Source organism: Achromobacter agilis (genome assembly GCF_900496965.1).
In the GTDB taxonomy this organism is placed as follows: Bacteria; Pseudomonadota; Gammaproteobacteria; order Burkholderiales; family Burkholderiaceae_B; genus Achromobacter; species Achromobacter agilis.
Genome location: NZ_UFQB01000001.1, coordinates 316,954 through 329,551 on the forward strand (window position 1 = coordinate 316,954; position 12,598 = coordinate 329,551).

The 12,598-nt window shown below is 65.0% G+C and carries 15 protein-coding genes; 6 read left to right on the forward strand and 9 right to left on the reverse strand.

Annotated features, from left to right (window positions below; all coding sequences use genetic code 11):
• The first annotated feature begins 40 nt into the window (after nucleotides 1-40).
• The 3 genes from AGI3411_RS01545 to AGI3411_RS01555 all read left to right on the forward strand — a co-directional run bounded on the left by AGI3411_RS01545 (nucleotide 41) and on the right by AGI3411_RS01555 (nucleotide 2,477).
• Nucleotides 41-445, forward strand: coding sequence for a DUF1090 domain-containing protein (locus AGI3411_RS01545; protein WP_129525684.1), 405 nt, complete (start codon nucleotides 41-43; stop codon nucleotides 443-445).
• Nucleotides 446-755: 310 nt separating this feature from the next.
• Entirely contained in the window at nucleotides 756-1,148 is a 393-nt protein-coding gene (locus tag AGI3411_RS01550; RefSeq protein WP_129525685.1) for a DUF4148 domain-containing protein, read from the forward strand.
• Nucleotides 1,149-1,355: 207 nt separating this feature from the next.
• Complete coding sequence (locus tag AGI3411_RS01555) at nucleotides 1,356-2,477, forward strand: saccharopine dehydrogenase family protein (protein ID WP_129525686.1); 1,122 nt, start codon at nucleotides 1,356-1,358, stop codon at nucleotides 2,475-2,477.
• Between the two features lie 21 nt (nucleotides 2,478-2,498).
• Here the strand turns inward: AGI3411_RS01555 and glcC are convergent, their stop codons facing one another.
• Nucleotides 2,499-3,263 (reverse strand): transcriptional regulator GlcC, encoded by a 765-nt coding sequence (glcC, locus tag AGI3411_RS01560; protein WP_129525687.1) that lies wholly within the window; start codon nucleotides 3,261-3,263, stop codon nucleotides 2,499-2,501.
• A 238-nt stretch (nucleotides 3,264-3,501) separates the two neighbouring features.
• On the opposite strand from glcC, the gene AGI3411_RS01565 reads away from it, so the two are divergent.
• The 3 genes from AGI3411_RS01565 to AGI3411_RS01575 all read left to right on the forward strand — a co-directional run bounded on the left by AGI3411_RS01565 (nucleotide 3,502) and on the right by AGI3411_RS01575 (nucleotide 7,520).
• On the forward strand, nucleotides 3,502-5,676 hold the full coding sequence (locus AGI3411_RS01565) for a malate synthase G (protein ID WP_129525688.1): 2,175 nt from the start codon (nucleotides 3,502-3,504) through the stop codon (nucleotides 5,674-5,676).
• Between the two features lie 107 nt (nucleotides 5,677-5,783).
• On the forward strand, nucleotides 5,784-6,401 hold the full coding sequence (locus tag AGI3411_RS01570; protein ID WP_129525689.1) for a TetR/AcrR family transcriptional regulator: 618 nt from the start codon (nucleotides 5,784-5,786) through the stop codon (nucleotides 6,399-6,401).
• A 258-nt stretch (nucleotides 6,402-6,659) separates the two neighbouring features.
• Nucleotides 6,660-7,520 carry a cysteine hydrolase family protein gene (locus tag AGI3411_RS01575; protein WP_129525690.1) on the forward strand — a complete coding sequence of 287 codons (861 nt, stop codon included), beginning with the start codon at nucleotides 6,660-6,662 and terminating at the stop codon, nucleotides 7,518-7,520.
• An 80-nt stretch (nucleotides 7,521-7,600) separates the two neighbouring features.
• On the opposite strand, the gene AGI3411_RS01580 is transcribed toward AGI3411_RS01575, so the two are convergent.
• The 8 genes from AGI3411_RS01580 to AGI3411_RS01610 all read right to left on the reverse strand — a co-directional run bounded on the left by AGI3411_RS01580 (nucleotide 7,601) and on the right by AGI3411_RS01610 (nucleotide 12,591).
• The gene (locus AGI3411_RS01580) at nucleotides 7,601-8,197 is read right to left on the reverse strand and encodes a TetR/AcrR family transcriptional regulator (RefSeq protein ID WP_129525691.1); all 597 of its coding nucleotides are present in this window, start codon (nucleotides 8,195-8,197) and stop codon (nucleotides 7,601-7,603) included.
• Nucleotides 8,198-8,326: 129 nt separating this feature from the next.
• Complete coding sequence (locus AGI3411_RS01585; protein WP_129525692.1) at nucleotides 8,327-8,632, reverse strand: DUF4148 domain-containing protein; 306 nt, start codon at nucleotides 8,630-8,632, stop codon at nucleotides 8,327-8,329.
• Nucleotides 8,633-8,718: 86 nt separating this feature from the next.
• Nucleotides 8,719-9,024, reverse strand: coding sequence for a DUF4148 domain-containing protein (locus AGI3411_RS01590; RefSeq protein WP_129525693.1), 306 nt, complete (start codon nucleotides 9,022-9,024; stop codon nucleotides 8,719-8,721).
• A 232-nt stretch (nucleotides 9,025-9,256) separates the two neighbouring features.
• Nucleotides 9,257-9,397 (reverse strand): hypothetical protein, encoded by a 141-nt coding sequence (locus AGI3411_RS30230; protein WP_208747996.1) that lies wholly within the window; start codon nucleotides 9,395-9,397, stop codon nucleotides 9,257-9,259.
• Nucleotides 9,398-9,409: 12 nt separating this feature from the next.
• Complete coding sequence (locus AGI3411_RS30235) at nucleotides 9,410-9,598, reverse strand: hypothetical protein (protein ID WP_208747997.1); 189 nt, start codon at nucleotides 9,596-9,598, stop codon at nucleotides 9,410-9,412.
• The gene (locus AGI3411_RS30240) at nucleotides 9,591-9,992 is read right to left on the reverse strand and encodes a hypothetical protein (protein WP_208748000.1); all 402 of its coding nucleotides are present in this window, start codon (nucleotides 9,990-9,992) and stop codon (nucleotides 9,591-9,593) included. The genes AGI3411_RS30235 and AGI3411_RS30240 overlap by 8 nt, the downstream gene beginning before the upstream one ends.
• Nucleotides 9,993-10,261: 269 nt before the next feature.
• A complete protein-coding gene (locus AGI3411_RS01605) occupies nucleotides 10,262-11,326 on the reverse strand; it encodes a glycosyltransferase (protein ID WP_129525694.1) in 1,065 nt (354 codons plus the stop codon).
• Between the two features lie 53 nt (nucleotides 11,327-11,379).
• Nucleotides 11,380-12,591 carry a glycosyltransferase family 2 protein gene (locus AGI3411_RS01610; protein WP_129525695.1) on the reverse strand — a complete coding sequence of 404 codons (1,212 nt, stop codon included), beginning with the start codon at nucleotides 12,589-12,591 and terminating at the stop codon, nucleotides 11,380-11,382.
• Between the last annotated feature and the right edge of the window lie 7 nt (nucleotides 12,592-12,598).

Consider the following 12,598-nt stretch of genomic DNA (forward strand, 5'->3'; position numbering starts at 1 on the left):
GCCATGATGGAGCCTCCGCAACGCATTACGGAGACCACGCATGCCCTCATTGCTCAAGTCCCTGGTCCTCGCGGCCGCCGCCAGCGCCGCGTTCGGCGCGATCCCGGCCCAGGCCGCCAGCGACTGCTCGGCCCAGCGCGGCTGCGCCGCCAAGTTCTGCCACATCGAAAACGACATCGCCGCCGCCCAGGCGCAGAACAACACGCGCCGCGAGGCCGGCTTGCGCAAGGCTCTGGCCGAAGCCAAGGCCAATTGCACCGACAGCCGTCTGCAGTCCCAGCGCGAGGCCGACGTGCGCGAAAAGCAGAGCAAAGTGGCCGAACGGGAAAGCGAACTCAAGCAGGCGCGCGCCAAGGGCAAGCAAGACAAGATCGACAAGGCCCAGCGCAAGCTGGATGAAGCCAAGGCGGAATACGACGCCGCGCTGGCTGAACTGAACCGCTGACCTCTCCCCCTCTTGCCAGCCCCGGCCCCGGGGCTGCGCGCAGCCTTCCCTCCCGCCTCCATCGTCTGACGCCCGCCCCCAGGGGGGCCGTCGCCTATGGCGTCATCAAATGGAAATATCGCCACCCATGGAACCATTTGGTGAAACCGAAACAGATTAGGCTATATTTTGGAAAGATGTTTTCAGGGAATAAGGGTTTATCCCAGGGCTATTTGGGCACAGAATGCATCTCATCGGGACACAGCAAGCGAACCCCCAGGCAATCAGGCCCGCGGTTCGGATCCCAAGCCCAAGACATCGGAGGTCTGCCATGAAAACCCTTGCTACCGCTTTGATGCTGTCTATGTCCGTTCTGGCCGCCGGCGCCCAAGCCGCCGAAGCCGACCAAGGCCCCACGCGCGCTCAGGTCCAGGCCGAACTGCAACAAGCCAAGGTATCCGGCCAATACACGTTCGGCGAAGAAGGCTACCCCGCCCCCATCGCCCAAACGTCGAGCCTGACCTCGCAGCAAGTGCAGTCCGAACTGGCCCAAGCCAAGAACGCCGGTGAAGTGACTTTCGGCAACCTGGACTATCCGCCCGTCGCCTCGGCTGAACGCGCCACCTCGCTGACGCGCGCCCAGGTCCGGACCGAACTGGCGCAAGCCAAGTCGGAAGGCCTGGTCACCTTCGGCAACCTGGACTACCCGCCCCTGGGCAGCTGATCCCCCCGTGGCCTTCCCCCCCGGCCACGACCAGCGCCCCAGCCCTCCGGCATTCGCCGGAGGGCTTTATTTTTTGACGATTCGACATTGAATTAAGTCGAATCAACGTTACCTACGGCCGATACGACGATTTAGTATCTACACATCGACAGCGCCCGGGCATAGGATGAGGCCACATCCTCCCCCTTCCCCGCAGGAGCCCGCGCCATGTCCAACGCCTCCCCCCGCCCCATTCTTCTTCTGGGCGCCGGAAAAATCGGTTTCGCCATTGCCTTGATGCTGGAGCGCAGCGGCGCCTACTCAGTGCTGGTTGCCGACCAAGACCCCGCCCGACTCCACGCCGCGGCCGAACTCGGCTGCGAAACCCGCCAGATTTCGGACGACGAATCTCTGGCGCGCTGCATCGAGGGCCGCTACGCGGTCGTCAACGCGCTGCCCTTCCATCGCGCCATCGCGGTTGCCGGGCTTTGCGCCAAGGCCGGCGTGCACTATTTCGACCTGACCGAAGACGTGCCCAGCACGCACGCCATCCAAGCCCTGGCGCAAGCGTCCCGCAGCGTCCTGATGCCGCAATGCGGCCTGGCGCCCGGCTTCATCGGCATCGTCGGCAATGCGCTGGCGCGCCGCTTCGATACGCTGCTGGACCTGCGCATGCGCGTCGGCGCCCTGCCACGCTATCCCTCCAACAGCCTGCGCTACAACCTGACGTGGAGCACGGAAGGGCTCATCAACGAATACTGCAACCCCTGCGAGGCCATCGTCGATGGGCAGCTTACGAGCGTTCCCGCCCTGGAAGGCTACGAAACCTTCGCGCTGGACGGCGTGGAATACGAGGCCTTCAATACATCGGGCGGATTGGGCACGCTGCCCGCCACCCTGCTCGGCCGCGCGCGCAACGTGGATTACAAGTCCGTGCGCTACCCCGGCCACTGCGACATCATGAAGCTGCTGCTCAATGACCTGCGCCTGCGCGACCGCCGCGACCTGCTCAAGGAAATCTTCGAAGCGGCCATCCCCACCACCGAACAGGATGTGATCGTGATCCAGGCGTCAGCGTCGGGCCGCCGCAATGGCCGGCTGGAGGAAGAGTCCTACCCGGTCCGCATCTTCGGCGCAGATGTCGACGGCCATCGCCTCAGCGCGATCCAGCTATCCACGGCGGCGGGCATCTGCGCCGCGCTCGACCTGGTGGCGCAGGGCATCCTGCCGCAACGCGGGTTCGTGGGCCAGGAAGCGATCGACCTGGAGACCTTCGTGCACAACCGCTACGGCCGGGTCTACGCAGGCCAGCCGCTGGCCTTGGCGGCCAAGGCCACGGCCGACCGCTGAACCGCCAGATCCGGCGCGCGCCTACGTCCAGCCTTCCAGGCGCAGCGTGGCGCGCACCAGCCGCTGCTCTTCCTGTTCGATGTCCGACAGGCTCTGGCGCACGCTGTCCACGTGATCCGCCGCCGCCTTGCGCGCCAGCTCCGCCTGGCGCCCCGTGACGGCATTGAACAACCGCGTGTGCTGCCGGTCGATCTGCCGTTTTTCGGGTTCGCGGTGGTACAGGTTGTTCACGCAGGCGAACACGGACCCCAGCAGCAGGTCCGTCAACGATTGCAGCGTATGCACCAGCACCGGATTGTGCGAGGCCTCGCAGATGGCCAGGTGGAAGGCATGGTCCAGGTGCGCATGCGTCGTCGTGTCGGTGGCCGAGCCTTGCGCCGCCACCATTTCGTCATAGCGGCGGCGGATCATAATGAAGTCTGCCTCGGTGCCGCGGATGGCAGCCAGCCGCGCCGACTCGGCCTCCAGCAGGGAACGCACTTCCAGCAGGTCGTAAAGGGTGCGCGGCTGCGAATTGAACAAATGCATCAGCGGCCCGGCGTCCACCTTGGAGATCTGGGCCACGAACGAGCCCTTGCCCTGCGAGGTATGGATAATCTCCCGCGCGCGTAGGAGCTTCAGCCCTTCACGCAGCGCCGTGCGCGACACACCCAGTTTTTCGGTCAGGCGCCGCTCGGACGGCAACGCCTGGCCGGCCTTGAGCACGCCGTCCAGGATCAGGCGCTCGATGCGCTCGGCGACCTCATCCGCCACCTGGCGGGGTTTTTCTTCTGTTTCCGCGTACATGCGCCCTCCGGACCAGTGGTATGACCAAGCTCAGCCCTGACAGGAGCCAGCAGATCAAGCCTCGGTAAGTAGCTGATATAAAAACATAAAAATCCACGCTTTGCCCGGTACGGTAAAAATAAACTGGTATGACCACCCGGTTTTGATATGGACATTAGGGCAGGCGCGAACGATGATGTCACGACAGACCCGCCCGGCGCGCGGCGCCGGCCAGCCTCATTTACCGCTAGAGAACCGCATGACTCAACGCATCCAGCACCACGGCCTGCAAGTGGCGGCCAATCTCAACCAATTCATCGAACAGGAAGCGCTGCCCGGCACCGGCCTGGATGCCGACGGTTTCTGGCAAGGATTCGCGGCCCTGGTGGAAGACCTGGCCCCCAAGAACCGTGCGTTGCTGGCCGAACGCGACCGCCTGCAGGCCGAGCTCGACGCCTGGCACCGCGCCAACCCCGGCCCCATCGCGGAGCCGGCCGCCTACCGCCGGTTCCTCGAAGGCATCGGCTACCTGCTGCCTCAGCCCGCCACCGTGCGCGCCACCACCAACGACGTCGACACCGAGATCTCCCAACAGGCCGGCCCGCAACTGGTCGTGCCCATGTCCAACCCGCGCTACGCGCTGAACGCCGCCAACGCGCGCTGGGGCAGCCTGTACGACGCCCTCTACGGCACCGACGCCATCCCCGCCACGCCGGGCGACACGGGCGCGGGCTATAACCCGCAGCGAGGCGCCGCCGTCATCGCGCGCGCTCGCGCCTTCCTGGACGCCGCCGCGCCGCTGGCCCAGGGCTCGCACGCCGATGCCCGCGGCTACACCATCGAGAACGGCGAGCTGCGCGTCGCGCTGGCCAACGGCGCCACGGGCCTGAAGCTCGGTTCGCAGTTCGCCGGCTACCAGGGCCCCGCTTCTGCGCCCTCGGCCATCCTGCTCAAGAACAACGGCCTGCATTTCGAGATCCAGGTCGATCGCGCCCACGCCATCGGCAGCACCGATGCGGCCGGCGTGAAGGACGTGGTGGTCGAAGCCGCACTGACCACCATCATGGACTGCGAAGACTCCGTCGCCGCCGTGGACGCGGCCGACAAGGTCCAGATCTACCGCAACTGGCTCGGCCTGATGAAGGGCGACCTCACTGAAGCGGTCACCAAGGGCGGCAAGACCTTCACCCGCAAACTGAACGCGGACCGCCAATACGCGCGCCCGGACGGCTCGGCGCTGACCCTGCACGGCCGTTCGCTCATGTTCGTGCGCAACGTGGGCCATTTGATGACCAACCCGGCCATCCTGGACCGCGACGGCGGCGAAATCCCCGAGGGCATCCTGGACGCCGTGGTCACCAGCCTGGCCGCGCTGCAGGACCGCGAGCGCAAGCTGAATTCGCGCACCGGCTCCGTCTACATCGTGAAGCCCAAGATGCACGGCCCGGCCGAGGCCGCGTTCGCAAGCGAACTCTTCGACCGTGTCGAAGACCTGCTGAAGCTGCCGCGCAACACCCTGAAGATGGGCATCATGGACGAGGAGCGCCGCACCAGCATCAACCTCAAAGCCTGCATCGAAGCCGCCGCCGCCCGCGTGGCCTTCATCAACACGGGCTTCCTCGACCGCACGGGCGACGAAATGCACTCCAGCATGGAAGCCGGCCCCATGCTGCGCAAGGGCGACATGAAATCCACCGCCTGGATCGCCGCCTACGAACGCAACAACGTGCTCGTCGGCCTGGACACGGGCCTGCGCGGCCGCGCCCAGATCGGCAAGGGCATGTGGGCCATGCCGGACCTGATGGCCGCCATGCTGGAACAGAAGATCGCGCACCCCAAGGCCGGTGCCAACACCGCCTGGGTGCCCTCGCCCACGGCCGCCACGTTGCACGCGCTGCACTACCACCAGGTCGACGTGCAGGCCGTCCAGCAAGAACTGGAACGCACCAGGCTGGACAGCGTGCGCGACGATCTGCTGAACGGCCTGCTGACCGTGCCGGTCGGCGATCCGTCCAAATGGTCCGCCACGGACATCCAGCAGGAACTCGACAACAATGTCCAGGGCATCCTGGGCTACGTGGTCCGCTGGATCGACCAGGGCGTGGGCTGCTCGAAGGTGCCGGACATCCATAACGTCGGCCTGATGGAAGACCGCGCCACGCTGCGCATCTCCAGCCAGCACATCGCCAACTGGCTGCGCCACGGCGTGACCAACCGCGAGCAGGTCATGGAAACATTCAAGCGCATGGCCAAGGTCGTCGACGGCCAGAACGCCGGCGACGCGCTCTACCGCCCGATGGCCGGCCACTTCGACACTTCGCTGGCGTTCAAGGCGGCGTGCGCGCTGGTCTTCGAAGGCCTGACGCAGCCCAACGGCTACACGGAACCGCTGCTGCACAAGTACCGCCTGGAATTCAAGGCCGCTCAGGCCTGATCTCCCAGCGCTACCGCAATACGGCCGGGCAGCTTTGCTGCCCGGCTTTTTTTTTGCGCGGGAATGGAAAAATCCTATTTTTCGCACGATCGTGCTAAATTTGGCACATGACTGCCAAAACCGAAAAAAGCGAGCTGACCTTCGCGGCCATCGTGGACGCCGCGCTGGACATAGCCGCCGCGCAAGGGATGGAAAGCCTGTCGCTCGGCCAGGTCGCCAAGCGCCTGGGCATCAGCAAAAGCGGCGTATTCTCGCGCGTCGGCTCGCTGGAAGCCTTGCAACAGGCCGTGCTGGACGAATACGACCGGCGCTTCGTGGCAGCCGTCTTCACGCCCGCCATGGCCTTTCCACGCGGCCTGCCTCGCCTGAATGCGCTGGTTTCGTTGTGGATCGAACGCGCCAGCAACGTCGAAATGCTGACAGGCTGCATCTACGTGGCCGGCGCCTTCGAGTACGACGACGTGGATTCTCCGCTGCGCTCGGTGCTGGAAGGCAACCTCAGGCGGTGGCGCGCCGCCATGGTGCGCACCGTGAACCAGGCGCTGGAGGCCGGCCACCTGCGGCCGGACACCGATCCCGAGCAACTCGTGTTCGAGGTCTACAGCCTGATGATCGGCCTGATGCACGACGCCCGCTTTCTGCGGGACCCAAAGGCCCACGAGCGCGTGCGGGCCGCCTATGAACGCCTGATTTCCACCTACCGCAGCTTCAAGTACATCGAGTAGCGCCCGCCACGCCCGCCTCGCGGGCACGGCACGGGCGCATTGTTTTCCCCTAATTTCGCACGACTGTGCGAAATATTCAGGAGCCAGACCATGTGGATCGTTATCGCAATCGTTGCCATTTCGGCCGGGGCAAGGCTCTGGCTGCATTGGCGCGCCCTCCTGCGCCAACTGCCGGACCGCGCCGAGCATCTGGTACTTTTCTAGGCTGCCATGGCCATCCCGTTCTATATTTCCAGTTCGCCTTCCCCGAACGTTGTCATGCCGCGCTCCAGCCATCTATTGATCATCGACCCGCAGAATGACTTCTGCGACCTGCCAGAGACCTACCTGCCGACCGACCCGCTCACGGGCAAGCCCTACGCGCCCGCCCTGCCGGTCGCGGGCGCGCACGACGATATGCAACGGCTGGCGCGCTTCATCGACGCCACGGAATCCGCACTGACCTCGATCACGGTCACGCTGGATTCGCACCATCGGCTGGATATCGCGCACCCGACGTTCTGGAGTACCGGCGACGGCGGACCCGTCGCGCCGTTCACCCCGATCACCGCGGCCCAGGTTCGAGCGGGCGCGTTCCGGCCCCGCCATGCCGACGACCTGCCGCGCACCTTGTCCTATCTCGACGAGCTGGAAGCGCGCGGCCGCTACACCCTGATGGTCTGGCCCGTGCATTGCGAGATCGGCACCTGGGGCCACAACGTGCATGCGGACGTGCGCGCCGCCTACAGCCGCTGGGAGGACGAACGCCAGTTCATCGTGCGCAAGGTGCCCAAGGGCACGAACCCCTGGACGGAACACTACAGCGCGCTGATGGCCGAAGTACCCGATGCCGACGATCCCCGCAGCCAGCTCAACCGCGGCCTGCTGGATTCACTGGACCGCGCCGAACTCATCCTCATCGCGGGCGAAGCCGGCAGCCATTGCGTCAAGGCGACTGTCGAGCATCTGGCCGAGTACCTGCCGGGCCGCGACCTGTCGCGGCTGGTACTGTTGACGGACTGCATGAGCCCCGTCGCCGGCTTCGCGGACGCCCAGACGGCGTTCCAGCAGCGCATGCGGGATCTTGGCGTGCAGCAGCGGACCAGCATCGACATGGCGCGCGCCCTGCTGGCGGCCTGAGCGCCGATCGGCAGGCACAAACGCAACGGCCGCCTGCGATACGCACGGCGGCCGTCGGTCCGGGAAAGGATCGGACGCCGTCAGCCGGCCTTGTCAGCCTTCCCTTCGCATTGCACGTACAAAGCGCCGATGGCCTCGCACAAGGCCGCCGGTTGCTGGAACAGGCGCGACACCAGGATGCAACCCTGCACCGTGGCGAACACCGCGCGGCCAGCCGTCTCGGGCGTGCCGGAAAATTTCATCGTGCCTTGCGCCGCGCCTTCGGCCAGCACGCGGGCCAGCCAGGCTTCATGCGCCCGGAAAAAGCCCTGCAGGGCGCCACGCACCCGTTCCGGCAAGGAGTTGACCTCGGCGGCCAACATGCCGCCCAGGCAGAGTTCACCCGAACCGCAAGCGCGCGACTCCATCAGCGACAGGTATTCATCGAGCTGCGCCTGCGCGGGCTGCGTGGTGTCGATGCCGCGAACGGCGCCCAGGGCGCGCGCGCTGTAAGCCTCGACAGCCTCATAGAGCAAGTCGTCCTTGCCCGGAAAGTAATAGTGGATGCTGGACGTCTTCACGCCCACGTGCTCGGCCAGGTCGCGGTAGCTGAAGCCGTTGCATCCGCGGGTGCGGATCAGCTTCTCGGCGTGGGCCAGAAGCAGTTCGCGGGTAGTGTTGGGAGTGGGAGTGTCCATGGCTGAATATTACCTACTAATAGGTCGGTCCGTCATCGGTTTCGGCGGTCTAGCGGCCGCGATAACGCCCGCACGGGCTCCGGCCGGGAAAATCCCGCCCCCCGGAGCCCGCATGCGTCGGCATCATCCTTAGCCTTGCACAGGCGGATAGTCCAGTTCGCCGCTATCGGTCAGACCGTTCGCTTGGGCAGCGGCCAATTCTTGCTGCACCTGGCTGCGGGTCTTGTCGCTGGCATGGGTAAACGACGTCGCGGCATAGCCTTCTTCACCGAATGCCAGTTCGCCATTGGCGCGGGCGGCGGCCAGTTCCTGCTGCACCTGAGCGCGGGTCACCGTGCTTTCGGTGTTCAGGGGAGGCGGATAGTCCAGTTCGCCAGCTTGGGCGGCGCCGATGAAGGAAGCGGACAGGATCAGGGCGGATACGAAGGTCTTCATGGTCAATCTCCAGATAAGGATTTGGTACGGGTCAGTTGGATGCCGTATTGCTATCTATGTGTAGATAGATTGTTTGGGAAAAAAACTCAGCCTTGCACGGGCGGGTAAGCCAACTCGGCGCTTTCGGTCAGGCCTTGGGCGCGGGCGGCTGCCAGCTCTTGCTGCACCTGGGCACGGGTCTTGTCGCCAGAGGCGGCAAAGATCGTCGCGGCGTAGCCTTCTTCGCCGGACACCAGCTCGCCATTCGCACGGGCGGCAGCCAGTTCTTGCTGCACCTGGGCGCGGGTGACCGTGCTTTCGGTGTTCAGGGCAGGCGGATAGTCCAGTTCGCCAGCTTGGGCGGCACCGATGAAGGAAGCGGACAGGATCAGGGCGGATACGAGGGTCTTCATGGTCAATCTCCAGATAAGGGTTCGTGTTGCTATTCAGATTAAACTATCTACTTATAGGTAGATAACTAAGGAAATAAAAAAGCGGAACTACTGTATTTCTGGTTTCGGCGGCGGCGGTGTTTTGGGTTCGCTGCGTCGGTGGATGAATCTTACCTACTACTAGATAGATGAACCAAGCGGTATTGTGAAACAAAATATTGCTGCCGCGTAGGCTGCCCGGTCCCGCCGATCTTCAAAAGCTGCCCAGCACCGGCGCATTGGCCCTCGCATCGACGCTTTCGCGCAGTTTTCCCAGGCGCGAACGGTTCATGGCGACGAGCGCCACGATGGCCAGCGCCACCGACACGCCCCACACCCCGTTCGCTGCCGACAAGGTCGTGCCGCCCTACCGCGCTTGCGCGAGGTACAAGGCGTCGATCCGCCGGAACACCACCATGTTCATCAGATAGTTCACGCGCACCACGATGACGAGCGGCGCCATGGCGATGCCAATCGACGGCAGGCGGCGGCTGGCCGCGCCGCGCGCGATTTCGGCGAGGTCGAACGATTGCGACACGATGGCGCGCTCACGCACGAGCTCGTCGTCCGTTGCGCCGGCGCGCGTTTCGGGCCCATCGCCGTATCCCTCGCCCGCGCAGCGCGCCACGGCCTCCTGGCGCGTCTGCCACCAGAGGCCGAGCCACCATCACGGCGCTCGCAATGATGCCCAGCCCCGGCGCGGCAGATGGCGTCGCGCCAAAAAACGGCTTGGGTATCGCGTTATGTATCGCGGGCGTACCCGGCAGCGCCGACATCGTGAACGTCGACGTGCCCAGCGCGATCGCCACGGGCATCAAGCGGCGCGGGATGTCCGCCGCGCGGAACAGCGTCTGGCCCATCGGCGCGAGCACGAAAAAGGCCACGGAAAGGCTCACGCCGCCATACGTCACGATCGCGCCGCCCAGCCCCAGACCCAGGCCGCCGCTCATTGCAGCATCCCATCGAGCAACGCGTCGAGATCGAGCGAGGAACTCTCCCCCAGCGCACTGCCGCGCTCGTCCAGGAACACCTGCGCCGCGCGGCGCCCTTCGTCGCGCAGCATCTCCAGGAAATGCTACTCGGCGTTGAGCTTGGACGAATATCCCACGAGGTCATCATCGGACTCGCGATGCGATGCAGGCGCATCGTGGCCCGGTGCGCGTCGCTGTCATCTCCCGGCGAGACAAAGCCCCGGAGCTCGGGGCTTTGTTCCAGGCGCCTATTCAGGCCGCTCGTTTCTTTCGTCAGGCAGCAACTGGCTCCAGAAGGCGCCGGGCGTCCGTATCTCCAGCGGGCGTTCCGGCGCGCCCAGGAAGCGCTTGACCGCGCGTGCAATCGATACCGGCGACGCAGCGTCGAACGTCTGAGCTGGCGTGCAAACGTCGCGTACGTAATCGAGCTCGGGCGCCAGTATCGGCAACCCGGCATGCGTGGCCTCGATCAGTGGCAGGCCGAACGATTCGGCGGACGACGGGAAGACTATCGCCTTCGATTTGCCGTAAAGCGCCAGCACGTCTTCGTGCGACATCTGGCCCAGGTCCGTGATGCGCAGGTCCAGCTGCGCGGCCGACTGCGCGATTTCCGTGCGCAGCTCGCCGTCCCGGGCGCTCAAGGTCAAGGCCAGCGACGGACGCAGGCCTTCTTCCGCCAACAGCCGCCAGGCTTCGACCAGCGTCCGATGATTCTTGTGCGGCACGCCGTCGGCAACGTACACGAAGTCCCATTCGGCGGATTCCGGCACGGACACCGGCCCCGTCGCCAGGCCGGCGAGGAATGGCAGCACGCGGACCGCCGGCGCGCCGTCCGGCCGCCCGCCCAGCCAGCGGATGAGGTCCCGCGCCATCGACGGCGTCTGAACGATGTACTCCGAGACGCGCTGCCGGCACAGCCTGCCGATGTGGCGTTCGATTTCCTGCCGCACGGCTGTCGGGCGCAACGACAGCAGCGAGGCCGGGCCTTCACTGAGGTACAAGCGGTTCTGCAGGAACACCACGATGCGGCCCCGGTTGCGCAGCAGCGGAGGCAGGCCATGGAAGCAGAAAATGGTATTGCCCGGCTTACCCGACCGGCTGAGCTCCCACCCGGCCTTCATCCGGGACCGGATGGAAGGTTCGACCCAACGCACCCTTGCCCCGGCGGGAACCGACAACAGCGACTTCGCCCGGATATCGAGATAGGCGAGCAGCGGTTTGTCATCGGGCCACTCGGCCAACAACGCGCGCAATAGGACCACGCCTCCGCCCGTATGCACGTTAGGCGCGTAAAGAATCATGCTGGCGGTCACTACTCAATTCTCCAATTGCGGCATTTCGCTCGCCGCCCGCGCGCATCCTCGTGTCACTTCGACCGGCCATTCACCGCATCTGCCCAGTTCCAATGCCGGCTTTGCATGTGCGCCTCGAGTACGGGCGGCGCCAGGTCCACCCTGTCGATTCCGCCCTTGAACTCCCTTCCGCCGGCTACCGTCGGCTTCATGGCGCGACGCAGGAGTTTAACCAAACGCTGCCTGCGATACTGGCCCCTCTCCGCCGCGACCTTCTTCAGGAAAGCCCCTTCGTCCATGCCGACGATACCGGCGGCCCTGGGCACGGCTTCCGCGATCTCGTTTGCATAATCCTTGTGCAGCACTTCGCACACGGCGATCAATCGGGCAAAGTTGAAGCGCTGGAGATTCTCGGGCGCAATCTTGACGATGGTTTCGAGGGCCGCATGCGCCCACACCGTCTCCACGGAAAAGAACCGGGGCACACCATCGCTCCAGCCGGCGGTTTCGAACGCCTTGGTCTGGTCTTCCTGGCCCAGCTTTCCCTTATGCTGGTTCATCGCGCTACGGCCGGTATTGCTGCCTCCGGACGCGCCAGGAATCGTCAGCGGGTAATCGATCTCCACGAAGCGCTCGGTGCAGAGCGCCAGGCCTATCGCTCCCGAAACGTCCGGGCTCGACCCATGGAAATAGGCGCCGGTCAGCTGCTTCGCTTTCTCCAGCACGCTCCGCCGCACCACGCCGTGATAGATCTTCGGCAAGCCGTCGGTTCCCTGGGCCGCGTTCGACAACGCCTGGGTCAGGCTGTCCGGCGACTGGCGGTAGTTCACTGGGCCGATCCGGCTCGGCAAATACAGGCGGCCGGCATGCCCCGCGCCAAAATGCCGTGACCGGAAATCCGGCCACACATAATTGGACATCACCGTCGGCGCAATCACATCGATCTGGTTCGCCTGGGCCCATTCCGCCGCCAGGATCAGGTCCGCCGTGATGGTGTCGTCGTCGCCGATCAAACAGACGAAGGCGCCGGTCGCGGCCCCGATGGCGTTATTGTGATTGCCCGTCATGTCCAGGCGCTCGGTGGGACGCAGGTATTTGAGGCGCGGGTCCGCGCAAGGCGCGCTCTCTCCCTGCCTGACCAGCGCTTCGAGTTCCCCGTCAGTGCTGGTATCGCTGACCACCAACTCCAATTTCTGGCTGTTTATTGCAAGGATAGATTTGATCGCATGAATCGCGTACTTTGCGCGGTTATGCGTAGGAATTGCGATCGAGAGCAGAGTTTCCATTTTTTGG

What these genes read in the sequence shown, in the direction of transcription:
- AGI3411_RS01590 (WP_129525693.1), bottom strand. Translation starts at nt 9,024, where the DNA reads ATGAAGACCCTCGTATCCGCCCTGATCCTGTCCGCTTCCTTCATCGGT.
- AGI3411_RS01570 (WP_129525689.1), top strand. Translation starts at nt 5,784, where the DNA reads ATGACTGCCAAAACCGAAAAAAGCGAGCTGACCTTCGCGGCCATCGTG.
- AGI3411_RS01575 (WP_129525690.1), top strand. Translation starts at nt 6,660, where the DNA reads ATGCCGCGCTCCAGCCATCTATTGATCATCGACCCGCAGAATGACTTC.
- AGI3411_RS01585 (WP_129525692.1), bottom strand. Translation starts at nt 8,632, where the DNA reads ATGAAGACCTTCGTATCCGCCCTGATCCTGTCCGCTTCCTTCATCGGC.
- AGI3411_RS30240 (WP_208748000.1), bottom strand. Translation starts at nt 9,992, where the DNA reads ATGAGCGGCGGCCTGGGTCTGGGGCTGGGCGGCGCGATCGTGACGTAT.
- AGI3411_RS01565 (WP_129525688.1), top strand. Translation starts at nt 3,502, where the DNA reads ATGACTCAACGCATCCAGCACCACGGCCTGCAAGTGGCGGCCAATCTC.
- AGI3411_RS01555 (WP_129525686.1), top strand. Translation starts at nt 1,356, where the DNA reads ATGTCCAACGCCTCCCCCCGCCCCATTCTTCTTCTGGGCGCCGGAAAA.
- glcC (WP_129525687.1), bottom strand. Translation starts at nt 3,263, where the DNA reads ATGTACGCGGAAACAGAAGAAAAACCCCGCCAGGTGGCGGATGAGGTC.
- AGI3411_RS01580 (WP_129525691.1), bottom strand. Translation starts at nt 8,197, where the DNA reads ATGGACACTCCCACTCCCAACACTACCCGCGAACTGCTTCTGGCCCAC.
- AGI3411_RS01550 (WP_129525685.1), top strand. Translation starts at nt 756, where the DNA reads ATGAAAACCCTTGCTACCGCTTTGATGCTGTCTATGTCCGTTCTGGCC.
- AGI3411_RS01545 (WP_129525684.1), top strand. Translation starts at nt 41, where the DNA reads ATGCCCTCATTGCTCAAGTCCCTGGTCCTCGCGGCCGCCGCCAGCGCC.
- AGI3411_RS01610 (WP_129525695.1), bottom strand. Translation starts at nt 12,591, where the DNA reads ATGGAAACTCTGCTCTCGATCGCAATTCCTACGCATAACCGCGCAAAG.